The sequence below is a fragment of the Gordonia sp. w5E2 genome (assembly GCF_036540975.1).
Classification (GTDB): domain Bacteria; phylum Actinomycetota; class Actinomycetes; order Mycobacteriales; family Mycobacteriaceae; genus Gordonia; species Gordonia jacobaea.
Map to the genome: position 1 here is coordinate 3,300,984 of NZ_CP144213.1, position 21,235 is coordinate 3,322,218.

The 21,235-nt window shown below is 65.6% G+C and carries 24 protein-coding genes; 10 read left to right on the plus strand and 14 right to left on the minus strand.

What is annotated here, in order from left to right; translation table 11 throughout:
* Positions 1 to 61: 61 nt before the first annotated feature.
* The 4 genes from RND64_RS14890 to RND64_RS14905 are packed head-to-tail and all read right to left on the minus strand — an operon-like array spanning position 62 to position 4,192.
* Positions 62 to 472: an NUDIX domain-containing protein gene (locus RND64_RS14890; RefSeq protein WP_331436106.1), complete on the minus strand. Its 411-nt coding sequence runs from the start codon at positions 470 to 472 to the stop codon at positions 62 to 64.
* Positions 469 to 1,518, minus strand: coding sequence for an ABC transporter ATP-binding protein (locus RND64_RS14895; protein ID WP_331436107.1), 1,050 nt, complete (start codon positions 1,516 to 1,518; stop codon positions 469 to 471). Before RND64_RS14895 ends, RND64_RS14890 begins: the two co-directional genes overlap by 4 nt.
* Complete coding sequence (locus RND64_RS14900; protein WP_331436675.1) at positions 1,515 to 3,158, minus strand: ABC transporter permease; 1,644 nt, start codon at positions 3,156 to 3,158, stop codon at positions 1,515 to 1,517. The genes RND64_RS14895 and RND64_RS14900 overlap by 4 nt, the downstream gene beginning before the upstream one ends.
* Entirely contained in the window at positions 3,134 to 4,192 is a 1,059-nt protein-coding gene (locus tag RND64_RS14905; protein ID WP_331436676.1) for a thiamine ABC transporter substrate-binding protein, read from the minus strand. Before RND64_RS14905 ends, RND64_RS14900 begins: the two co-directional genes overlap by 25 nt.
* A 465-nt stretch (positions 4,193 to 4,657) precedes the next feature.
* Here RND64_RS14905 and RND64_RS14910 point away from each other — a divergent pair, with 465 nt between their 5' ends.
* The 4 genes from RND64_RS14910 to RND64_RS14925 all read left to right on the plus strand — a co-directional run bounded on the left by RND64_RS14910 (position 4,658) and on the right by RND64_RS14925 (position 8,674).
* Complete coding sequence (locus RND64_RS14910; RefSeq protein WP_331436108.1) at positions 4,658 to 5,464, plus strand: Rv1157c family protein; 807 nt, start codon at positions 4,658 to 4,660, stop codon at positions 5,462 to 5,464.
* A 266-nt stretch (positions 5,465 to 5,730) separates the two neighbouring features.
* The gene (locus RND64_RS14915) at positions 5,731 to 6,672 is read left to right on the plus strand and encodes a hypothetical protein (RefSeq protein ID WP_442903950.1); all 942 of its coding nucleotides are present in this window, start codon (positions 5,731 to 5,733) and stop codon (positions 6,670 to 6,672) included.
* Positions 6,673 to 6,761: 89 nt separating this feature from the next.
* The gene (locus tag RND64_RS14920) at positions 6,762 to 7,949 is read left to right on the plus strand and encodes an alpha/beta hydrolase (protein WP_331436110.1); all 1,188 of its coding nucleotides are present in this window, start codon (positions 6,762 to 6,764) and stop codon (positions 7,947 to 7,949) included.
* Positions 7,949 to 8,674 (plus strand): lysoplasmalogenase, encoded by a 726-nt coding sequence (locus tag RND64_RS14925; RefSeq protein ID WP_331436111.1) that lies wholly within the window; start codon positions 7,949 to 7,951, stop codon positions 8,672 to 8,674. Before RND64_RS14920 ends, RND64_RS14925 begins: the two co-directional genes overlap by 1 nt.
* A 22-nt stretch (positions 8,675 to 8,696) precedes the next feature.
* Here the strand turns inward: RND64_RS14925 and RND64_RS14930 are convergent, their stop codons facing one another.
* Together RND64_RS14930 and RND64_RS14935 are read right to left on the minus strand one after the other, a co-directional pair.
* The gene (locus RND64_RS14930) at positions 8,697 to 10,217 is read right to left on the minus strand and encodes a sugar porter family MFS transporter (RefSeq protein ID WP_064870363.1); all 1,521 of its coding nucleotides are present in this window, start codon (positions 10,215 to 10,217) and stop codon (positions 8,697 to 8,699) included.
* Between the two features lie 161 nt (positions 10,218 to 10,378).
* Entirely contained in the window at positions 10,379 to 10,906 is a 528-nt protein-coding gene (locus RND64_RS14935; RefSeq protein ID WP_331436112.1) for a hypothetical protein, read from the minus strand.
* A gap of 32 nt (positions 10,907 to 10,938) precedes the next feature.
* On the opposite strand from RND64_RS14935, the gene RND64_RS14940 reads away from it, so the two are divergent.
* The gene (locus tag RND64_RS14940) at positions 10,939 to 11,526 is read left to right on the plus strand and encodes an HhH-GPD-type base excision DNA repair protein (protein WP_270486788.1); all 588 of its coding nucleotides are present in this window, start codon (positions 10,939 to 10,941) and stop codon (positions 11,524 to 11,526) included.
* Positions 11,527 to 11,535: 9 nt separating this feature from the next.
* The gene (locus tag RND64_RS14945) at positions 11,536 to 12,450 is read left to right on the plus strand and encodes a hypothetical protein (protein ID WP_331436113.1); all 915 of its coding nucleotides are present in this window, start codon (positions 11,536 to 11,538) and stop codon (positions 12,448 to 12,450) included.
* Here RND64_RS14945 and RND64_RS14950 read toward each other — a convergent pair.
* The 7 genes from RND64_RS14950 to RND64_RS14980 are packed head-to-tail and all read right to left on the minus strand — an operon-like array spanning position 12,380 to position 16,766.
* A complete protein-coding gene (locus RND64_RS14950) occupies positions 12,380 to 13,846 on the minus strand; it encodes a WS/DGAT domain-containing protein (protein ID WP_442903951.1) in 1,467 nt (488 codons plus the stop codon). The genes RND64_RS14945 and RND64_RS14950 overlap by 71 nt on opposite strands.
* A gap of 23 nt (positions 13,847 to 13,869) precedes the next feature.
* Positions 13,870 to 14,427: a hypothetical protein gene (locus RND64_RS14955; RefSeq protein WP_049698495.1), complete on the minus strand. Its 558-nt coding sequence runs from the start codon at positions 14,425 to 14,427 to the stop codon at positions 13,870 to 13,872.
* Positions 14,424 to 15,071: a DUF6286 domain-containing protein gene (locus tag RND64_RS14960; protein WP_053117402.1), complete on the minus strand. Its 648-nt coding sequence runs from the start codon at positions 15,069 to 15,071 to the stop codon at positions 14,424 to 14,426. Before RND64_RS14960 ends, RND64_RS14955 begins: the two co-directional genes overlap by 4 nt.
* Positions 15,068 to 15,634, minus strand: coding sequence for an Asp23/Gls24 family envelope stress response protein (locus RND64_RS14965; RefSeq protein ID WP_049698496.1), 567 nt, complete (start codon positions 15,632 to 15,634; stop codon positions 15,068 to 15,070). Before RND64_RS14965 ends, RND64_RS14960 begins: the two co-directional genes overlap by 4 nt.
* Positions 15,627 to 15,809, minus strand: a complete 183-nt coding sequence (locus RND64_RS14970; RefSeq protein WP_049698497.1) for a DUF2273 domain-containing protein — start codon at positions 15,807 to 15,809, stop codon at positions 15,627 to 15,629. The genes RND64_RS14965 and RND64_RS14970 overlap by 8 nt, the downstream gene beginning before the upstream one ends.
* Positions 15,802 to 16,260, minus strand: a complete 459-nt coding sequence (locus RND64_RS14975) for a hypothetical protein (RefSeq protein WP_049698498.1) — start codon at positions 16,258 to 16,260, stop codon at positions 15,802 to 15,804. The genes RND64_RS14970 and RND64_RS14975 overlap by 8 nt, the downstream gene beginning before the upstream one ends.
* A complete protein-coding gene (locus RND64_RS14980) occupies positions 16,260 to 16,766 on the minus strand; it encodes an Asp23/Gls24 family envelope stress response protein (RefSeq protein ID WP_049698499.1) in 507 nt (168 codons plus the stop codon). Before RND64_RS14980 ends, RND64_RS14975 begins: the two co-directional genes overlap by 1 nt.
* A gap of 174 nt (positions 16,767 to 16,940) precedes the next feature.
* On the opposite strand from RND64_RS14980, the gene RND64_RS14985 reads away from it, so the two are divergent.
* From RND64_RS14985 to RND64_RS14995, 3 genes are all read left to right on the plus strand, one after another.
* A complete protein-coding gene (locus RND64_RS14985) occupies positions 16,941 to 17,705 on the plus strand; it encodes an RNA polymerase sigma factor (RefSeq protein ID WP_414651965.1) in 765 nt (254 codons plus the stop codon).
* On the plus strand, positions 17,702 to 18,286 hold the full coding sequence (locus tag RND64_RS14990) for a hypothetical protein (protein ID WP_049698500.1): 585 nt from the start codon (positions 17,702 to 17,704) through the stop codon (positions 18,284 to 18,286). Before RND64_RS14985 ends, RND64_RS14990 begins: the two co-directional genes overlap by 4 nt.
* Before the next feature lie 228 nt (positions 18,287 to 18,514).
* A complete protein-coding gene (locus tag RND64_RS14995) occupies positions 18,515 to 19,786 on the plus strand; it encodes an AI-2E family transporter (RefSeq protein WP_049698501.1) in 1,272 nt (423 codons plus the stop codon).
* Between the two features lie 18 nt (positions 19,787 to 19,804).
* Here RND64_RS14995 and RND64_RS15000 read toward each other — a convergent pair whose 3' ends face one another.
* The gene (locus RND64_RS15000; protein WP_049698502.1) at positions 19,805 to 20,590 is read right to left on the minus strand and encodes an enoyl-CoA hydratase; all 786 of its coding nucleotides are present in this window, start codon (positions 20,588 to 20,590) and stop codon (positions 19,805 to 19,807) included.
* 308 nt (positions 20,591 to 20,898) lie between these two features.
* On the opposite strand from RND64_RS15000, the gene RND64_RS15005 reads away from it, so the two are divergent.
* On the plus strand, positions 20,899 to 21,225 hold the full coding sequence (locus tag RND64_RS15005; protein WP_049698503.1) for a transglycosylase family protein: 327 nt from the start codon (positions 20,899 to 20,901) through the stop codon (positions 21,223 to 21,225).
* Positions 21,226 to 21,235 lie beyond the last annotated feature (10 nt).

Sequence of the window (21,235 nt, forward strand, 5' to 3'; positions counted from 1 at the left end):
CCGAGCCGACAGTCGCCTCAATCGCGCTGGCGTAGGAGCTCAATCGCTCTGGCGCAGGAGCTCAGTCGCTCTGGCGCAGGACCTCGCACAGCTCGGGCACCCACGCGGTATCGGCAGGAACCAACTGGTTCGAGGCGGCCATGTCTTCGAGTTCGTCGACGCTCACCCAGACCAAGCGGGAATGCTCGACGGCCCTCGGCACGCCGTCGACGATCCGTGCCCAGAGCGCGACAAGTGTCAGGTCGTGGGCGAGTTCGACGGTCTCGGCGAGGAGTGCGCCGACCTCGACATCGATCTCGAGCTCCTCCCGCAGTTCACGACGCAGCGCGGCCGCCAGCTCTTCGCCGGGCTCGACCTTGCCACCCGGAAGTTCCCACAGACCCGCAACCTGAGCCGGATAACTCCTCTGCGCCAACAGAAGTCGACCATCGGAAGAGGTGATGGCACCCGCGACGACGGTCCGCATGCTCACGTGCCGATCACCGCAACGTGTTCGGGACGCAACCGCAGCGCGACCGAATCACCCACGCGCACACCGTCCAGTGACACCGCGTCGATTTCTCCCGCCGATGTCGACACCCGAACTCTCTGGCCTGCCGGGAGATCGGCTACCACGACGACCTCGCCACGGACCGAAGCGGCGTCACCGGACGCATGCTGCACTCCTGGCCGCTCCGCGACGAGCGACTCTGCACGAAGTCCGAGTTCGCCTGATTCCCAACCACACTCGATGCCCAGTTCTCTCGGGTCGACGAGGCCCAACGGTGTGCTGATGGCGCCGTCGGTTCGTCGCGCCGGAATGATAGTCGTGCATCCGAGGAACTGCGCGGTCCACGCGTCGACCGGCCTTTTCCACAGTCGCGCAGGTGGACTCGTCTGCACGATGTCGCCCGACCTCATCACCGAGATGGCGTCTGCAACGAGCGCCGCCTCGGTGTGATCGTGAGTGACCAGGATCGCGGGAGTCTCGGTCGCCCGCACCGCGCGGCCGATGTCGACCGCGAGCTCGTCGCGCAATCTGCGATCGAGCGCGGCGAGCGGCTCGTCGAGCAGCAGCAGTCGGGGATGCGGCGCGAGAGCGCGCGCCAACGCGACGCGTTGCGCCTGCCCGCCGGACAGTTCGTCGACAGCACGCCGTTCAAAACCGGGCAACTGTACGAGTTCGAGCATCTCGGCAACACGCTCGGCGATCTGTGACCTGCCCATGTGTCTGGCCTTGAGTCCGTATGCGACATTCGCGCCGACGCTCCTGCCACCGAACAATTGTCCGTCCTGAAACACCACGCCGAAGTCCCTGCGGTGCGGCGGCACGCGGACCAGATCGGTTCCGTCGAGTCGAATGCTTCCTCGCTCAACCTCTTCAAGACCTGCGATGGCTCGGATCAGCGTCGACTTTCCACACCCCGATGGACCGAGCAGCGCGCTCACGAGCCCGTCTGCCCCGACGCTCCAGTCGAGACCGTCGATCACCGTGTGCGAACCGTAGGAGATGCGCACGCCCTCGAGTTCGAGTTTCACAGCGGTGCCCCCGACCGCGGCCTGAGCGCTTCGACGGCGACCATCGCCACGGCCGTCGCCACGACGAGCAGCATCGACGCGGCCATTGCGGTCGCCAATTGTGTTGCGCCGGGACGGTTCAGCGCGGAACCGATCAATACGGGCAGCGTCGTGGTGTCGGCGCGCGCCAGAAAGCTCGTCGCACCGAACTCGCCGAGCGCCATCACGAACGCGAATCCTCCTGCGGCAGCCAACGACCTGCCGATCGCGGGAAGGTCGATGGTGCGCAGTACCCGCAGCGGGCCGGCTCCGAGCGTCGCGGCAGCAGCACGCGCGCGGTCGGGAACGGCGTCGAGCGCGGGCACGATGATCCCGATCACGACCGGTATGGCGATGAGCGCCTGGACGCAGGGAATGATCAACGGCGAGGACGATGTTCGCGCGGGGAGCTCCGACAGCACGATCAGATAGCCGAAACCGAGTGTGACAGCGCTGATCCCGAGCGGGATGAGCGCCAGGATCGCACCGACCGTCCGCGCGGCGCCGCGCGCGGTGTGCAGCGCGGTCGCGGCCATGACTCCGACGACAAGCGCGATCAGCATCGCGAGCAACGCGGAGAGAAACGAATACCGCAGCGTCGCAAGTGGTGTGACACCGTTGACCGGGTCGGCCAGAGCGCGATAGCCGGCGAGTGTCCACGCCCCGTCACGGCCCGGGCGTACCGAGCGGACGGCGAGCACCACGATCGGAACGACCAGGATCAGGACCGTCCAGGCCCACGCGAGGGTCGCCGACACTCGCGCCCACCCCTGCAGTCGACGACGCCGCGGCGCGCGCGTGCTCGTGGCGAAACTTCGCGACCGCGCCGTGACGAGGCGCGTCAACATAAGCGCGACAACCACGACGACGATCTGCAGCAACGACAATGCCACCGCCTCCGGAATCCGGAAGTAGCCGATGGCCTGTTGGTAGATCTCGGTTTCCAGCGTGCGCAGCGTGCCGCCACCCAGGATGATGATCACGCCGAAACTGGTCGAGCAGAACAGGAAGATCAATGTGGCGGCGGCGCCGACGCTCGGCAGCAGGGCGGGAGCGATCACGGTCCGCCACGCACGAAACCGACCGGCACCCAACGTGCGTGCCGCGTCCACGACACGAGTGTCCAGCCCGCGCCACGACGCGCCGACCACCCTGACGACCACCGCGACGTTGAGAAAGGCGTGCGCGGCCAGCACCGCCCACCATCCGGAACCGATGTGCGCGAACGCGAGTGGGCCGTCGAACAACGCTCGAAACGCGACGCCGACCACCACCGTCGGCAAGACGAACGGCACCGTCACGACGACGCTCAGAATCATCGCCGACGCTCCCCGCAGCCTCGACGACAACCAGACGATGGGTACGGCAACCAGCAGCGCCAGCGCCGTCGACGCGGCCGCCTGGGCGAGTGTCACCCCCAGCAGATGAGCCGCGTGCGTTCGCGTGAACAACTCCCCCAGCGACGCCGATCCTGTTGCGGCGTCGCCATTCTGGGTGATCGCGCGCCACACGAGCGCGGCGACCGGCCACACGAAGAGCACCCCGAGAAACACCACGGGCACCGCCGCGAGCAGCCAGCGGCCGAGGCGGTTGCTGTTCAGCGACCGACTGCGCTGCGCCATTGCTGAAGCCACGTCTCCCGATTCTGCGCAATGTATGCGGGCGGTAGATTCACCGTCGACTGCGGGATCGGTGCGCGTTGTGCCCAGCCGTCAGGCAACGGCGTGTTCTTCTGCACCGGGTACACGAACATCGACGACGGAAGCGCCTTCTGCACTGTAGGACTCAGCATGAAATCGACGAGTTTGCGGGCGCCCGCCACATTGGGAGCCCCCTTGAGTACGCCGACGTACTCGACCTGCCGAAAGCAACTGTCGAGCAGCGCACTCGTCCCCGGCGTCGCTGCGGGCGACGAGGCATACGACAGCACTATCGGCTTGTCGCCCTTGCCTTCTCCCGCGGTGAAGAGCTGGTTGTAGGCGATCTCCCAGCCCGACACGATCGTCGCGCCCCCCGCGGACACCTGCTTCCAATAGTCCTGCCAGTTGTCACCGAAGACTCCGACCGTACTGAGTAGGTACGCCATGCCGGGCGACGACGTGCCGGGGTCGATCAGTGCTGCCTGCTTGGCGTAGGTGGGATCGGTCAGGTCGCGCAGACTCTTCGGCGGAGTCTGCCCCTCGCGCCGGTACCACTCGTCGTCGATGTTGAGGCAGACGTCGCCACGGTCGACCGCGGTCAACTCGTTGTTCGAATCGGGCACCGCGTACTGGTCGGCGCCGTCGGCGAGAGCGGGTGACGCGTACGACTCGAGCGCCCCGGCCTGAATGGGACGAGTCGCGAACGTGTTGTCGATCCCGTACACCGCGTCACCCTTGGGCGAACCGGGCGTGAGTGACACCGTCGACGCCAATTGGCCTGCGTCGCCGCTCTTGACGACCTTGAGGGTCTGCCCGGTCTCCTTCTTGAACTCGTCGAAGACCGATTGCGGCAGATCGAAAGAATCGTGGGTCAGCAGCGTGACCTGAGAACTCGACGACGAATCGTCGCCGCACGCGGTCAACATCGACGCTCCGACTGCGACGACCGCTGCGGCAACGGCACCGGTGCGCACCAGCCTTCTGCGCTTACTCCCCTGCCAGCGGGTGCGTCTCATTACGGTCCGGTCTGTCACCAGCGCTCCTCATCTCCGGGCGATCCACACATCTCCTGGTGCTCCTCGCGTGCGAGATTGGCGCCGTCCGACACACCGCCACCTGACACAAACGGAGGTCGGGCGACACCACTGCGTAAAGACACACCACCGAGAAGACCGATCTTGATCGAACTTCTGTCGATCTAACCAGGTGCATCGCGGACATTCCGAGGACCAGCGGGCAGCGCCGGTCCCTTCGTAACATTCGTAACAATTGCATCACCTGTACCAAGAATGCGGCACTCGCAGCGTTAGGCTCCCCTGGACACCGCCCCATCGCCGGGGCTTAGAATGACGCGCCGGCGTTTCCGGACAGGACGCCCGGGTAGGGTCCCCAGTGCACCGAGATTCAGTGCTCGATATCCATAGCGCTCGATGAGTCCCAGTGCCCGATAACTACACCGACAACCGATAGGACTCCGACAAGTGCGTCTCTCAGCACTGACCAGTCGCGCCCGCATCGCAGTGGCCGCAGCAACGGTCGCCGTCGCCGCTTCGCTCGCCGCCCCGAGCCTCGCGCACGCGGCACCTGCGCCCACCCAGGCCACGAAGGTTGACCAGCGCACGCTGGATTCCCTCGGAGCCTTCGCGCCCGCGATCATCGGCTCGGTCACCACCCCCGGACCGGACGGCAAGCTGAATGCGCAGCTGTTGCAGCAGGCGCGCGCGATGGCCGACCAGCCGGGACTCCCACCACAGGTCGCCGCCACCTGGCAGAAGATCACCGACTTCCTCGGCGAGCCCGGCCGCCGGCAGGTCGCCCGGATCGAGGCCGCAAAGCCCGGCGACCCGGAGATCCCGCAGGGTCCGAACGCACCGAAGATTCAGGAGTTCCTCTACCCGACGCTCGGCTTCGGATGCATGCCCGGCGGTGGCAACTCCCTCGGTCGCGCACTCGTGACGGCGGGTCCGCAGAAGGCGCCGGCCCCCGGCCCCAAGCGCGGACAGGCCGGGTACGTCTACACCAGCCTCGGCACCGGTCCCGCAATCAACAACCAGGCCCGCAAGCTGCTGGTCAGCTGGATCAACATCGACAACGGCCGCACCGGCCAGTTCCAGCTCAAGCGCAACGCGTTGATCAACGCGACCGACGGACCGGGCACGTTCACCGGGATCGCATCCACCGGTAAGGGACGCGTGATTTCCACGATCTACGGCGACGTGACCACCAAGACCAAGGGCAAGGTGCTCAGCTGCACCATCATCCCGACGATCGGGCTCGCGATCATCTGATCCGATCCGGGTAGCACTCTCGGCAAAGGCCGGGGAAGCAACACATGCTTCCCCGGCTTTGTCGTTTCCGGCACCCGAGATCCGACCGTCGGATCGCATCGCTCGGGGGCAGCGTCGGGGATCGCGTCGGGGTCGCATGCACATCACAGCTCGGACTCGCGACTTGCAGAGCCAACCTCAACCGTGGTCTCTTGTAACTCTAGAAACATCTGTCACATCAGCACCACGCTACGACGCGTGGGCTGATGGTCGTGTCGAGGAGAAGCATGCTGATGTCGGCTCAACCCACCGCAACCGGTCGCCGCGAGCAGAACCGCCGTCGAATCCGCGTGGGCGTTGCAGGAGCGGTCACGGCAGCCGCGATGCTGCTCGTCGTCCCGGCGACGGCATCGGCGGCACCCGCATCGCCCACCCCGCCGACGACGCTGGCTCCCGATCCTCAGGCGCTTGGCAGCGTTCCCCTCGACCACGAGCTCGCAGAAGCAGTCAAAGTACTCAAGGCCGCAGGCGTCGACCAGATGGCACTCAAGGCGGCCGAGGCCGTGAAGTCCTCGCTCGGGCAACTCTCCACCGCCGACATCGAGAGCAAACTCAACACCCTCTCCGTTGCCCTCGGTGGCGCGTCGGCCTCGCGCGACGTGAGCGCCACCGGCGTCGCACCCCATCCCGTCGCCGGTTCCGACGTCGGGTCCGTTCTCAAATTGCTCGGCATCCAACCGTTCTCGCCCGCCATCGCACCGTTCTGCGCGACGCCGACCGAAGACAACCCGCTCGGGCTCGTGACAGGCGCCGCCGGTGCGGCCCCCGGACCGTGGCCCGCCAAGGATGAGCCGATGAAGGTCGTCGAGCCCCTGGCGCCGCTGCTGAAACTCATCCCCGGCATCACGTTGCCGGAGAAGCTGAACCTCGTCGACAAGGGTGAGACCGCATTCGCATTCGTCCCGGCCACCATGGGCACCGGCACGGCCGACGACGGCCAGATGCAGGTCGCGTGGTTCAACACCTCGACCCTCCAGGGCGGCTTCGAGAAGCTCGCCCCGGTGACGGATGCACGCGCGAAGGCCCTGCAGCCGTTGCTGTCCGGTGTGCGCCTCGCACCGGTCAAGACCGGAAGCGGCACCGTTCTCGCCGCCATCTACGGAACCTCGAACAACGCGGGACGCTCGTGCTTCTTCCTGCCCGCAGTCGGCGTGGTGAACGCCAAGTGACCACGTCATCTCGGCGTCGGAGGCCACGGAGGCGAAATCACGCATCGGACAGATCACTTCGGGTAGCGACGTGCGCAGCCTTGGTCAGCGTGAGTCTCGCAGCAGCACCTGCCCTGGCATCGGCCGCGCCACCACTGTCGGGCGGTAACACGCAGTCCTCATCGGACACCGCCAAGACTTCCGGCGCCACAACGAGTGTCGATGCCACCACGACCACCGGGGCAACCACAGCCACCGCGGCGTCGGCAGGTTCGGTGTACTCGCGCCGGTCGATCCCGCAGCCGGATCTGGTGCCCGGCGCGGCGAATGGCACCGTGTTCACCTACGCGACAACCGGAGCAGATCACAAGCCTCGACAATCCAGTGGTGTGCTCCTGACCCCCTTCGGTTCCGTTCCCGCAGGCGGATTCCCGGTGATCGCCTGGGCACACGGCTCGCGTGGATTGGCGGACGGGTGCGCACCGTCGGTGCGGCCGACCGTCGCCGATCTCGACCAGGCACGCGCATGGCTGTCGCGCGGATACGCTGTGGTGAGCACCGACTACGCAGGACTCGGAACCGCCGGCACGCCACAGTATTTCGACACAGACGCAACCGCCCGCAATATCGTCGACGCCGTGCGCGCCACCCAATCGTTACGCAGCGATGTCTCGCGTCGCTGGGCCGTCGTCGGTCAGGGGCAGGGTGCTGCGGCCGCCGTCACACTCGCTCGAATCGGCCAAACACTCGGTGGCTCCACTCTGGACTTCCGCGGTGCCGCCGCATCGTCGATCCCGGCCCAATTCTCGTCGCTGCTCACCAAACTCGGCCCGGGTACCGTCAACCTGCCCGCCGGGCTGACGGCCGACGCCCTCTACACCCTGAGCGCCATCAGCAGCGCACGCCCGTCCGTCGACGTCGTCGACTACCTCACCGAGAGCGGCAGAAGCTGGTTGAACCGCGCCGCGCAACTGTGCGTCGCCGATCTGACCCGCGAGGTCGACGGCATATCACTGGGATCGCTGTTCTCCAAACCACTTTCGGGAAACCGCGAGCTCGCAGGCGTTCTCGAGGCAGCCTCGGTGTTGCCGGTCCGTGGGTTCACCCGACCGGTGATGATGACGCAGGGCCTCGTCGACCCGTCCGTGATCGTGCCCCTGACACTGAACTACATCAACGACGCCCGGATGGCCGACAGGCAGGTCTCCCCGCGACCGTATCTGACCCTGTCTGCCGACAGCGCAAACCGGATGGCCGACAACGACATCCGGTCGTTCATCGCCACCACCATGCGCTGATGGCGGACCGACAGCGAGCCGCGTCGGCGAGTTTTCCTCTCGCCTACGCGGCGGCGTCGGCTGCCGCGAGCGTCGCGGGAGCATTCGGGACACGACGCACCGCGGCGCTCACCAAGCCGATCCCGCTCGTGCTGCTCGCGGGGCGAGCACTGCTGCGTCGACAGGAACGACACCACACCGGTCTCGGCATCGACGACGCGCTACTCGCCTGCGCCATAGCGTTTTCTGCGGCAGGTGACCGCGCGATGCTCGTCGAAGAGTTCACGCCGACCGACACCGAAGCCGATCGCGTGGCAAAAGACCGTCGACTCGCCACGGGTGCAGCGCTTTTCGGCGTCGCCCAACTCAGCTATTGCGCACTGCTGTGGCGCCGCGGTGCCCGGCCGACGGTCAAGGCGTTCGTACCGAGGATGGCGGCGCTGGGCGAGTCGGCTGCGATCCTGGCCGCCAACCGACCTCGCCCCCTGCTCGTGCTGGCGCCGTACGGCACCTCGTTGGCGTCGATGTCGACCCTCGCGGGCACTCTCGATACCCCGCAGCCTTCGGCTCGCATCGGCGGGCTGTTGTTCCTCGCATCAGATTTCACGATTCTCAACCGCCGCCACCTGATCGCGGGCGCCACGGTGCGACGCCTCAGCGAAGTCTGGGTTCTCGCAAGTTATTTCGCGGCACAGCATCTGCTCACCGATGCCGTCGACATCGCCAGGTCAGCCGAGACCGACTGAATTCAGACCTAACTCGACTGACCTAACTCGACTTGGCCCGCTTCGTCGCCTCGAAGCGCGAGAGATCGTCTGCCGCAACGGCATCCATCTCCTCGAGTTCGAGACCCTTCGTTTCACGCACCTTGGCCCTGACGAAGAAGTACGACGCCGCGGCACAGAACGCGAAGAAGCCGTAGACCCACCCGAGTCCGAGGGTCGAGCTGGCCTCCGGGAAGAGCATCGAGATGGTGAAGTTCGCCAACCAGTTGAAGGCGGTACACACACCGAGCGCGACCCCGCGGATTCGGTTGGGGAACATCTCGCTGAGCATGACCCACATGACCGGACCCCACGTGGCGGCGAACGCGATCACGAAGAGGTTGGCCCCGATCAGCGCCACGACACCCCAGTGCCCGTTGAGCGTCAGGCAATCGGAATTGGTGTTCCCCGGGGTGCACTGCGTATCGCCGACAGAACCGGTCTCCTTGTAGTGCGACTGCGTGAACGCAACGCACGCCATGATGAGCCCGATGAACATGCCGACCGAACCCCAGAGGAGCAGCACCCGCCGCCCGATGCGGTCGACGAACAGAATCGCCACGAACGTCATTACCACATTGATCGCCGACGTGATGACCGACGTGGTGAACGCGGAGTCGGTGCTGAAGCCGACGGACGTCCACAGGCTCGTCGAATAATAGAAAATGGCGTTGATACCGACGAACTGTTGGAAGATCGCCAGCCAGATACCCACCCAGACAAGCGGATGCAGGCCGAACGAGGGACCGCGCAGATCCGACAGCTTGGCCGACGATTCACGCTTGACGGTCAGTTTGATCTCTTTGACACGGTCGAGCGGATGCTGCTCCCCGGTGACCTCCTGCAGGATGCGGGCGGCCTCCTCGTCGCGATTGTGCCCGACGAGATACCGCGGAGATTCGGGGATCAGCAGCGCGAGAATGCCGTACACCACCGCGGGAATGACGCCGACCAGGAACATCCACCGCCAGGCCTCGAGCCCCCACCACAACGTGTTCATCGGGTCACCGCCGGGCGCGGCCTGCTGAAAGAGCTTGTCCGACAACAACGCGGCGAAGATGCCAAGCGTGATGGCCAACTGCTGCATCGACGCGAGCGCCCCGCGATAGCGCGCCGGTGCGATCTCGGCGATGTAGGCGGGAGCGATCACCGACGCGATACCGATGCCGAGTCCGCCGATCACACGCCAGATGAGCAGATCCCATACCGTCTGCGTGTAGGCGGTTCCGATGGCCGATGCTGCGAACATCACCGCACCGAGAACCATCACGCGTTTGCGACCCCACACGTCGGCGAGACGACCGGCGAACCACGCACCGACAACGCAACCGAGCAGCGCGATCGCGACGGCGAAGCCCTTGAACAGCGATCCCAGCCCGAAGGTGTCCTGGATGGAGTCGACGGCGCCGTTGACCACGGAACTGTCGAAGCCGAAGAGGAATCCGCCGACGGCCGCTGCGACGCTGACGCCGATGACCCGCGCAGTGTGTTGATCAGATGAAGGGGCAGAACGAGCTTGTGACATTGCCTGACCTCGCCTCGATGCTCGGTTCGCGGGGCCCCAGCGCCCCAGACGTGATTTTCACGTTACCCAATGTTGTTCAGCGTGAAGGCGTTTTGCACGGCACCACACCCGAAACCGTGACAGGGCGACGAGATCGAGCTCAGATCGTGACAGTCGGGCGTTCAGAAAGCAGTTGCGGTGCCGCGGCACGTCGAGAACTGCGGGTTGACCATCGGCAGGAACGCAATGGCCCCGATCTTCTGTCGAATGACGAACGAGACCGGCCCCGCACCCGGATGAATGTCGATCTGCCAGGAGATGTTTCGTGCCCGGCTCGGCGCACTGACCACACCCGTGCGGCCTGTCGCCAGGTTGCGCCACGAGACCGTGACGTCCATGGAGTACTCAACGAGTCCTACCTTGCTGCGATCGGTTCCGATGAGTTCGATGGCCGGGGGCGGCAGGCCGTCCGAGGGGAACCGGATGCCGCTGAAGACATCGACGTGGATGCGCAACGGCCCCAGCGGCCACGGATTGGCGCTGTCGCACCTCAGCGAGGTCACGAAGTTGGGGTTGCTGTATTCGGGAATCGCCTGCGCACCGCCGACACCGACCGTCGTCAGTCCCGTGACGGCGACCACTGCTGCACCCACGAGCGTCGCGACCCGGCGCATCGCGACCTTGCTTGCACCGACTACCCCTTCGCGCATGGCGCCAGTGTAGAAGTCCCTAGGATGAAGCCATGGCAAAACTGCAGATTGCCCAGGACCCAGCCGCAGACGAACTGCTGTCGACCGACCCATTCGCACTGCTCACCGGCATGTTGCTCGATCAACAGTTTCCGATGGAGCGCGCGTTCGCCGGACCCGCGAAGATCCGGGACAGGTTCGGTTCGCTCGATCCCGAAGCGATCGCCGACGCCGAACCAGAGGCCTTCGCCGACCTGTGCGCCACACCGCCCGCCATCCACCGTTACGGCCGCTCGATGGCGGGTCGGGTGCAAGCGCTCGCCCGCGTCATCGTCGACGAGTACGACGGAGACACCGCGCGGCTGTGGACAACGGCAACGACCGGCAAAGAACTGTTCGACCGCATCCGTGCACTGCCCGGGTTCGGCGATCAGAAGGCGAAGATCTTCACGGCACTACTCGCAAAGCAGCTCGACGTCGCCCCGCGAGGCTGGACCACGGTCGTCGGCGACTACGGTAAGAAGGGATTTCGCTCGGTCGCAGACGTGACCGACCCCGACTCACTGCAGAAGGTTCGGGACTTCAAGAAGGCCGCCAAGGCAGCGGCGAAAGCAGGCGATCAGGCGTCGTCGAAAGGCTAGGGTGTCGTGGTGGTCGAAGAACGTGGCACCGACGCCGACATCGCCCCTGTGGACATCCGCTCGGCCGTCGACCTGCCGTTCCGCCTGGGATTCGCGATAGCAGGTGTGGCACTGACCGCCGCGGAATCGGCAGTCACCATTGCGCGAGTGACTGCGACGAGTGTCCAGCACGAGATCGGACAGGCCATCGGTGTCTCCGGCGCCGAACTCGGCGGCGCACGCGCTCCGCTCGCGCTGCTGGCTCAACTGAGCGATCTGATGTCGCCCGACCGCCCACTTGGCAGGCTTATCGCGCCGGGAGGTCCGCTCGAGCGGCTGGTGACGCCCGGCGGCGTGGTCGACCGCCTCACCGCCAAGGACGGACTTCTCGAGAAGTTGACGGCCCCGGGCGGGATCTTCGACCAGATCACCGACGAGAACGGCATCCTCGTCCGGCTCACCGCCAAAGACGGGCCACTCGACCGGCTCACCCGAGAGGGCGGAGTCGTCGACCAGTTCACCGAGAACGAGGGCATCCTCGAACGCCTGACGTCCGAGGGCGGGATCGTCGACCAGCTCACCGCTCCCGGTGGCGTGCTCGAGAAGGCGACAGAGCCCGGTGGCGTCCTCGACCGGCTCGCGGCCGACGGGGGTCTTCTCGACCAGCTCGTCGGCGAGAACGGAGCGGTCGAGCGAGCTATCACGCCCGGCGGCACGCTCGATCGCATCACCGAACTGACCGAGGTCATCGCAACGCTCGCACCGAATCTCATCGCGATGCAAGACACCGTTCACGAACTCGCAGAGACCGTCGACCTTCTCAACCAGACGGTGGCACCGCTCGGCGGGCTCGCCGACCGGCTGCCGAAGCGGCTCACACGTGGCTCGCGGAATTCCCTTCCGAGCGGCCACGATCCATCGCGGGCGCCGCACGACCAGCTCTGACGCCGCTGGTCCTGACGGCGTCGAGCTGGTCTATCGCTTCGGACAGCAATGTCAGGTAGTCGTCGACGTCGGGGGCGATTTCCGGCGACGTGGTCACGGCGATGGTGACTTGATCGGCGATTCCGTGCACGCCGTGCGTCAGCCCCTGCACAGGAGAGAGCGCAGGGAATCCCGTTGTCGCGAGGACGGGTCTGCCATCGAGCATGAGGTCGCCCGCACCACGGTTCACCGACGACACGACGGTGACTCCGGTGATGCGCTCGGGAACTGCCGTTGGGTCGAAATGGCCGATGCCCCAACGAGTCAACGCGGCAGGAGTCGCGGCGGTGGCCGCACGCGACGCGACGCGCGCCGGGTCCTCGTCGGCGCGGCGGGCGGCGTCGATCTCGCCGGCGATCAGGCGAGCCCGCTGCGCAAGATCCGGCTCGTCGACGTGGAGGTCGACGCCGACGTTGCGGAAGTCGTTGCGGCGAGAGTTTTTCCGGCGGAAGTTGTCGCGTGATGGCCGCTTTGAGTTCCTCGCAACGGTGAGCTCGATAACGAGGCGGCCGTCTGGGTCACCGAGGAACGTCGGCAACGCCAGCGAAATCGCAACCAGCGCCCCGACTGTGACACCACGATCACCGATGCGCAGAGCATCACGCTCCACGGTGAGCGTGCGCAGGGTTCGGTCCGTGCCCGGTGCACGGTTCAGCCGCGAGAGCGGCACTCCTGCAGCCTGTTGCGGTGGAGCCGCCCGATATCGTTGCCAGGCAACGAATCCTCGAGCGATCATCCACGCGAACTGCGCGGGTAGACGCGCCGCACCGATGACCGCACCGGCGACGCGCAACGTCGAATCCGGAAGTGCGCGTATCGGATACGCGCGGTTCGCTGGTATCGGCGCCGCGGGTCCGAAGAGGTCGCGCGTGATCGCCGCGGTGCGTCGACCGTCCCCGAGCGCGTGTGAGACCTGCAGGGCGACGACGACCCCGGCACGAACGCCGCCGCTCGGACCGGCAGAGGCGTCCGAAACCTCGACGCCAGAGTGCTCGGTGCCCGGAACGCCCGACACGTGAGCGAAAAGATGTACCCGCCAGGCCATCTCAGTCGGATCGAGCTGCTCGGACATTCGGTCCGCCAGGATGTCCAGACAGTCCTGCCAGGTGCGCTCGGCGTCGTCGACGACGAACTGGCTCGGCAGAATGTCGGCGTGTACCCAGTAGGGCCGATCGAGAGTGAACGGGATATCGAGGACGCGCAGTCTCAAGTCTGCGACGTCCGCCGCCCTCATCGCGATCCACGCTGCGAGTTCACCGGCGTCGCCCGGACGGTCGTCGGCGAAGACGTAGACGACGAACTGGTCGTTGGGGATGATCGGTGCCATCCAATACGGCACCACATCCGCGGCCGACATCCGTTGCATCCGGCGAGACCCGGTCAGCTCGTGGGTGTTTCGAAGTGGACGAGGCCCTGGACGTGCACGTCAGAACCGTCCACAGCCGACCGGATCAGCTCGATCTCGGGTCCGAGCACGGCGGCGACCTCGTCGTAGGAGTAGGTCGGAGGAGCCGTCACGGTGACCCTGATGAGTTTGCGGCCCCTGTCGTCGAGCGCCTTGGCCGAGACGTCGTCGAACATCGTATGTGTCGCGAGGTCCGCGGCGACCGCGTTCGCGATCAGTTTGGGTGCGACGACCAGGTCGCCGTCGTCGTTGCTGCCTGCGAGTTCGAGGTCGTCGACCTTGCTCGGGCGAATGGCCGTTGAGATCAGCGACCATCCCCAGATCAATCCGATGAGGACGATCCCGAACAGCACCAACGTCCACCAATCGGTGCCGTCGAGGCGTGCGGGCCAGCCCGAATCGAGGTGGTCGGCCCACTCCCGAACCTTGGGCACATCGAGTTGCCACAGCACTGCACCCACTCCGACGACGAGGCAGATCAGACCGATCAGCCCTGCCGTTATCCGATGAAATGACGCGGGTCCGCGGTTCATCGCGATGCCCCCTTCTTGTGTCGGGTGACAACCTTGAGCTTCACGCGCAACGGCTTCTCCAACGACGCCGCGACACCATCGAGCGTGTCGTGCAGCGCCGACTCGTCGACCTCGGAGTCGGTGGTCACGAGCACCTTGGCGCGCCGTCGTCCGACGACCGTTGTCGCATGTTCGACGCCCCGCACCGACAGCGCGGCCGTGCTGAATCGGCGTGCGACATCGCCACGTCGAGTCCAGAGGACCTCGAAATCGCCGAGACTGACGTGCGTGCGCCTGCGCGGCGCCAATGCCGTCCACAGCAGGAGAAGGCCGACGATGATGAAACCGATTGCGGCAGCCCACATCCAGTCCTGCCACGTCGCGCCGTCGAGCCAGTCGGCAGCGGCCTGAAACCACCGGGTGCCCGAGATCCAACCCACTTCGACGAGCAGGTCGTGGATGGCGACCGCGACCAATGCAAGCAGTAGGACGCCAATGATCACCCCGGACACAACGGATTTCGGCCCTGCCGAGGGATTGAAGACCTTGCCCTTGTGCGTGTCAGCGGTATGAGCGCGGATCACGGCACGTGCATGCTTGTCTTCTGCGTGCTTGCCTTCTGGGGTCTTGGCCTCTGGCGTGGCGTCCGGCGCGGCCGTGCTCATGACTCCTCCTCGCTGGGTTTGGTGTCCTGGTCTCGATCGCTGTTCTGGTCCACACGATCCGGCGAATCCCCGGACTCAGCCGACGGATTCGGGATCTCGACGAACCCCGACTGGCGACGCTTTGCCTGCGTGGCCGTCACGATCTCGGCGACCGTCACATCGACGCGTCCGGGACGCACTCCGGTCAGTCGGGTGACCTCGGCGGCGACGTGATCACGAACCTCCGCGCACACCGAGGCAACCGCACACGGCCACTGCAGTGAGATGGTGAGCTTGATGACCGGCGCGGTCTGTGACATGTCGGTCGACGCAGACGGATAGCCGCCCGCAAGCGGGTTGAGCGAATTCAGTACCGACGCACCCTTGCCGTCGGATTCGATCACACCGTCTACCCCGAGAGCGGCCCGCTCGGCAATCTTCTCGCCGACGCGGTCGTCGAGAATCAGACTGCCGCGCGCCCCTGGGTCGGACGAGTCGGCGGCCTCTGGAGACAGTGCGGGCGCTGCCGTGCCGACCGCCGACTTGCCTAGGTCGCCGCGGGTGACGGTGACTGCATCAGCCACGGTTCCGACTCTTCAGCACATGGCCGAGATCGAGCACACCGTCGCGGTGCAGCCCGATGACCAGTCCCACCGCTCCGAGGACGATGGCCAGGATGAAGCCGGTGAAGCCTCCGGTCGTTGCCGCGATTGCGAGGAGCAATCCGACAATGAGACCGACGACAGCGTTGTTACTCATCGTTGTTCACCTCTGTTGATCGAGTTGGATTTGCCTGCGCCGATGTACTCCCGACGGGAATGTCACCAACGGGAATGTCGCCAACGGGGATCTCCCCTGCGGCCGTATCCCCGCCTGATGTGCTCTCGGGGGCGTCGTGGGACTCGGCGGGTCCCACCGAAACGTCCTCGACGACGACGGAGACCGGCACACCCGCTGCTCGCGATGCGGCAGTGACAACGTCGTCGGCGACCGCGCGCAGGTCGTGGTTGATGTCGACGATGATGTGCACCTCGCCGGAGTCGTCGGACATGCGCACACCGCTCACCCGGCTTCCGGGCAGATAGGTTGCGACCTCGCCGAAAACTCCGGCGTGCAGACCCGTGACCCCGGGAACCGCCTGCGCGGCCGCGGCGACCTGCTGCGCAACCGATCCCGCTTGCGAGGACTCGGATTGAGAAGACTCAGACATCACTGGACCCGCGGCGTGCTCGACGAGTCGTCGTCGTCATCGTCGCCGAAGTGGATGTCGTGCACGGTGACATTCACCTCCGTCACTTCGAGACCGGTCATCTGCTCGATCGAGGTGATCACGTTGCGTCGGATGGCTGCTGCGAGTTGGTGAATCGCGACGCCGTAGTCGGCGACGATCGAGACGTCGACGGCGGCCTGCCGCTCCCCGACCTCGACGTTGATGCCCTGTGTGGTGCTGGTGCCCGTGCCCGGGATCACCTCGCGGACCTTGCCGACCATGCGCTCGGTCGCGCCGCCCACGTCGTAGACGCCGTTGATCTCGCGGGTCGCGATGCCTGCGATCTTGGCGACAACCTGGTCGGCGATCGACGTCCTGCCGCGCTCTCCGGCGGGCGCCACCTTCTTGGAGGCATCAGCCAGTGCGACGGCGCTGCTCTTCGCGCCCTCGGTGCCGGTGGTGCCCGACTGGTTGGTTGCGGTTCCTGTGGCTGCGTTCTCGGCCATGACGCTCCTCTTTCCTCATTCTCGTCCCATGTGGACGGTCAGACGACGGGTCCCGACGACCTCGAACGCTCGCGCCGACCTTTCGACGCGCCGTCCGGCGGTAACCGAGACGGGGGCGGTGACGGCGGGATCTTTGACCCGCTTCCTCATCGCGCCCGTATAAGGTCAGTCGTAGTGAATCCGATATCTGCACGCGTGAATTCGCGTGACGCCGGACACAGTGACGAGTCACCGACAGCGGCGGGCCGACACACGGGCGCGCCGGGTGCGACGCTGCGCTCCGCGCCCGGTCCGTCAGCTCCCTCTCCTGCCGCTGCGTTGAGCGACTTCTCCGAGGATGAGCTCGCTGCCGCTGCGGCAGCAGGCGACGCCGAGGCGTTCTCGGTACTCGTCGCAAAACTCTCGCCCTCGCTGCTGCGCTACCTACGCCGCATGGTCGACGATCCGCAGACCGCGGAGGATCTGGCCCAGGACACACTCCTCGACGCATGGCGCGGACTACCCGACTTCGCTTTTCGCAGTTCGTTCAAGACGTGGATGTTCGGGATTGCGCATCGCAGAACCGTCGACCACTGGCGTCGACGCCGAGACATTCCGACCGCGGAAGAACGGTTCGCCGACCTCACCGACCCCCATCCCCTCCCTGCCGACGACGTGCTGCACACCTCTCTCGTCGATGCGCTGCGTCGAGAATTGACGACACTTCCGGAGACATCGCGCGCCGTATGGTGGCTGCGAGAAGCCGAGGGACTCTCACTCACCGAAATCTCACGGGTCTTGCAGATCTCTGTCGGCTCGGTCCGCGGGCACCTACAACGAAGTAGGCGGTACCTCGCGACCCGCCTTGCCCCCTGGCGGCCCGACGCGACCAACGACGAGCAAGCCAGCACAGGCACGACCAGCACAGGGACGGGTCCGATGAGAGGAGGACAACGATGACGCGAACAGGCAGGACGACCCGCGGCGCGGGTTCTCCCGGCACCGAATTCGACGACCGCTACGAGATTCTGGACGACGACTCCGACGAGACCGACGCCTGGCTCGTGGAGGCCAGCCGCCGACTCGAGGAGCCCGACCGTGACATCGCGCAGCTGATCTCCTCGATCACGGGAAAACTCGGTCGCGTACGACGCAACGGCCGCCTCCTCGACACCGATGAGGGCACGGTGCGAGTCAACGACCGCGTCGTCAAACAACTGCTCGCCACACGCGTCCGACATACGCTCGGCCGACTCGTTGTGCTGGTGGAACTCGACGGCCCCGACGGCATCGAGGCCACCCACAGCGCCGAGAGCACCGACGGCCAGCAAGCAGAGGGCAGCCCGAAAAACGGAGTCAGCCGGGTGCGTATCGGACTCATCGCCCGCTATCACGACGATCTCGTCGCCGATTCCGATCGCGTACGCGAGGTCGTCGCGACCGTGCTCGCGTCCGTTCTCGGCCCCTCGACCACCACGACCGCACGCCAACACATCGACGTCCGGTGGCAGGATCTGTACACCAGGAATTGGATCGACTGACCCCGGGCATGCGCGTGTTTTTCTCTCGCGAGTGGCACGAGCGTCTATATGCTGAGCGCGGCGGGTTTCTTCGTCACGACCGTCACAGGGAGCGCCGCGTTCTGGGCAATCCCGTTCTAGGTAGTCCCGTTGTAGGGAAAACTGCTCTTTGGGCAGTGCTGCTGCGTCATCGAGATTGCTGCGTCACACGAGATATCTGCGGGGGCCGACGCCGACAGAAAGGTCGACATGGCGGACGAAGAAACTGGTTCGGACGAGGTAGCCGCACGGAAGCCGACAGCGGAGGCAGAAACGGCGACCGGCGACACGAGCGCATCGGCCTCGACCAGCGGCGAGACGGCTGTCGACGATCCCGGTTCGCCGACCTGGGCACTTCCTCGAGGGACCGTGGTGCTGCTGACCATCGCGGGCATCGTTGTCGCGGTCTTGGGTATCAAATCGATCGGATCGATCGTCGGGCCCGTGTTCCTCGGTTTGATCATGACTGTCGCTGTCGCACCGGTGCCCGGCTGGTTGCGGCGCAAGGGCTGGCCCAAGTGGGCGGCGTTCCTCGCAACGGTCCTACTGGTCTACGGGATCATCCTCGGACTCTTCGGTTCGGTCATCTACTGCGTCGCACGGCTCGCGACGATACTTCCCCAGTACAGCGACAAGTTCAACGACCTCATCGACGACGTCCAGAAAGCACTGTCCGACCACGGCATCGGCGAAGACAAGGTCAACGACATGCTCTCGCATATCGACGCGGGCAAGGTGTTCGACGTCGTCGGCGACGTCGTGTCGAGCACGGCGAACGCGGCGTCGGCCCTCATCCTGGTGCTCACCGTCCTGCTGTTCATGGCCGTCGATTCGATCAACGCCGATGAGCGTTACGACGTTCTGAAGAAGGTTCGCCCCGACGTGGCGCACGCATTCCAGACGTTCGCCTCGGGCACGCGAAACTATCTCGTCGTCTCGACGGTGTTCGGCCTCATCGTGGCCGTGTTGGACACCGGCGCCCTGTGGCTGATGGGCATTCCGCTACCGCTGCTGTGGGGCCTGCTCTCGTTCATCACCAACTACATCCCGAATATCGGCTTCGTACTGGGAGTCATCCCGCCCGCGATCCTGGCACTCCTCGACGGAGGCTGGACCCTCGCGCTGTGGGTGATCGTCGTCTACTCGGCGATCAACTTCGTGATCCAGTCGGTGATCCAACCCAAGTTCGTCGGCGACTCCGTGGGCCTCACCACGACGGTCACGTTCTTGTCGCTGATCTTCTGGGCCTGGGTGATCGGTCCGCTCGGTGCGCTTCTCGCCATCCCGCTGACGCTGCTGTGCAAGTCGCTCCTGATCGACATCGATCCGTCGACCCGCTGGGCCGACGTGCTGGTCTCCTCGGGCCGACCGACCACAGACGAGGTCGAGGACGCGCGACGGCACAACGATCGGGAGGAACGCATCCGCGAGGCAGAGGAGCAGACTCTGCGTGCGGGCGACGGCGGCGAGAGCACGGCCTGAGACAGGGTCATCTCCGAGTCACCGATCTGACCACACCGGCTCTCGCTTGGCGAGAAAGGCCGTCATGCCCTCCTGCGCATCGCACGTCATCGCGTTGGTGGCCATCGTCGAACTCATCGAGCGGTACGCCTGCGGCTCGGACTCGTCGATCTGCCGGTAGAAGGCACGCTTGCCGATCGCCAGCGTCGACGCGCTCGACGACGCGATCTGCAGCGCGAGATCGCGAACAGCGCCGTCGAGAGCATCGGGTTCGACGACGTCGTTGACCAGTCCCCAGTCCGCGGCTGTCGCTGCGTCGATCGGTTCTCCGGTGAGTAGCATTTTCATCGCCCGCTTGCGTCCGATCGCCCTGGTCAGGGCAACCATCGGGGTCGAGCAGAACAACCCGATCCGTACTCCCGGCGTGCTGAACGAGGCAGTCGTGGACGCCACCGCGAGGTCGCAGGTGGCCACCAATTGGCAACCTGCCGCGAAAGCCGGCCCGGCGACCTGCGCGATCACCGGTTGGCGGATCTCGTGAATGGTCGTCATCAGCTCGACACACGTCGCGAAGACCGCTTCCTCGTCGTCGAGCGTTCTGTCGACGAGTTCAGTGAGGTCGTGTCCAGCGGAGAAGGCCGGCCCTTCTGCTCGAACGACGACCACCCGCACGCCCTCGTCCCGATCGAACTCGCGCAGCGCGGTTGTGGCTGCCTGCATCGTCGACGTCGAGAGAGCGTTGCGTCGACGTGGATCGGTCAGCGTGAGGTAGCCGATCGGTCCGTCGTGAGACACGGTGACCGTCGTGGAATTGATTTCCGACATTTCGCCCTCATTTCTCTACACGCATTATTGAGCAACTCGACGATATCTGTGCGCCGGACCACAATATGGAGGTGATCTGTCTCACAGTATAGGCGACCGCTAAACTCGCTAAATAACACAGCAAAACGCCGCAGTGCGCAGGCATTTCACATGAAAATGTCAGATTTATCTTCGCTAATCCTCGCTGCGCAGGTCAGAAAGTCGATGTGACCTTTCCGTGATCACTCCGTAAGGTCGCCGTTGGTCCAAATTCGAGTCACCCGACACCCACTCAATTCGTCCTTACCGGGTGACTGATAGGAGGAACAATGACCACGCGGATGAAGAAGACCGCCCTTCGTGCCGGAATCATCGGCGCGCTCACACTTGCTCCGTTCGGCGTCGCGACCGCGACCGCCTCCGCAGACGGACACGACTGGGATGCCGTCGCCAACTGCGAGAGCAGCGGCAACTGGGCAACCAACACCGGCAACGGCTACTACGGCGGCCTGCAGTTCTCGCAGAGCACCTGGGAGGCCAACGGCGGTAGCGGCAGCGCGTCCAACGCGTCGCGCGACGAGCAGATCCGCGTTGCGGAGAACGTGCTCGCAACTCAGGGACCGGGCGCATGGCCCGTGTGCGGCCAGTACCTCTGATCCTGAGGTC

What these genes read in the sequence shown, in the direction of transcription:
- RND64_RS14980 (WP_049698499.1), bottom strand. Translation starts at nt 16,766, where the DNA reads ATGGCCGAGAACGCAGCCACAGGAACCGCAACCAACCAGTCGGGCACC.
- RND64_RS14975 (WP_049698498.1), bottom strand. Translation starts at nt 16,260, where the DNA reads ATGTCTGAGTCTTCTCAATCCGAGTCCTCGCAAGCGGGATCGGTTGCG.
- RND64_RS15000 (WP_049698502.1), bottom strand. Translation starts at nt 20,590, where the DNA reads ATGTCGGAAATCAATTCCACGACGGTCACCGTGTCTCACGACGGACCG.
- RND64_RS14940 (WP_270486788.1), top strand. Translation starts at nt 10,939, where the DNA reads ATGGCAAAACTGCAGATTGCCCAGGACCCAGCCGCAGACGAACTGCTG.
- RND64_RS14900 (WP_331436675.1), bottom strand. Translation starts at nt 3,158, where the DNA reads ATGGCGCAGCGCAGTCGGTCGCTGAACAGCAACCGCCTCGGCCGCTGG.
- RND64_RS15005 (WP_049698503.1), top strand. Translation starts at nt 20,899, where the DNA reads ATGACCACGCGGATGAAGAAGACCGCCCTTCGTGCCGGAATCATCGGC.
- RND64_RS14990 (WP_049698500.1), top strand. Translation starts at nt 17,702, where the DNA reads ATGACGCGAACAGGCAGGACGACCCGCGGCGCGGGTTCTCCCGGCACC.
- RND64_RS14970 (WP_049698497.1), bottom strand. Translation starts at nt 15,809, where the DNA reads ATGAGTAACAACGCTGTCGTCGGTCTCATTGTCGGATTGCTCCTCGCA.
- RND64_RS14925 (WP_331436111.1), top strand. Translation starts at nt 7,949, where the DNA reads ATGGCGGACCGACAGCGAGCCGCGTCGGCGAGTTTTCCTCTCGCCTAC.
- RND64_RS14930 (WP_064870363.1), bottom strand. Translation starts at nt 10,217, where the DNA reads ATGTCACAAGCTCGTTCTGCCCCTTCATCTGATCAACACACTGCGCGG.
- RND64_RS14955 (WP_049698495.1), bottom strand. Translation starts at nt 14,427, where the DNA reads ATGAACCGCGGACCCGCGTCATTTCATCGGATAACGGCAGGGCTGATC.
- RND64_RS14935 (WP_331436112.1), bottom strand. Translation starts at nt 10,906, where the DNA reads ATGCGCGAAGGGGTAGTCGGTGCAAGCAAGGTCGCGATGCGCCGGGTC.
- RND64_RS14915 (WP_442903950.1), top strand. Translation starts at nt 5,731, where the DNA reads ATGCTGATGTCGGCTCAACCCACCGCAACCGGTCGCCGCGAGCAGAAC.
- RND64_RS14960 (WP_053117402.1), bottom strand. Translation starts at nt 15,071, where the DNA reads ATGAGCACGGCCGCGCCGGACGCCACGCCAGAGGCCAAGACCCCAGAA.
- RND64_RS14995 (WP_049698501.1), top strand. Translation starts at nt 18,515, where the DNA reads ATGGCGGACGAAGAAACTGGTTCGGACGAGGTAGCCGCACGGAAGCCG.
- RND64_RS14950 (WP_442903951.1), bottom strand. Translation starts at nt 13,846, where the DNA reads ATGTCGGCCGCGGATGTGGTGCCGTATTGGATGGCACCGATCATCCCC.
- RND64_RS14905 (WP_331436676.1), bottom strand. Translation starts at nt 4,192, where the DNA reads ATGAGACGCACCCGCTGGCAGGGGAGTAAGCGCAGAAGGCTGGTGCGC.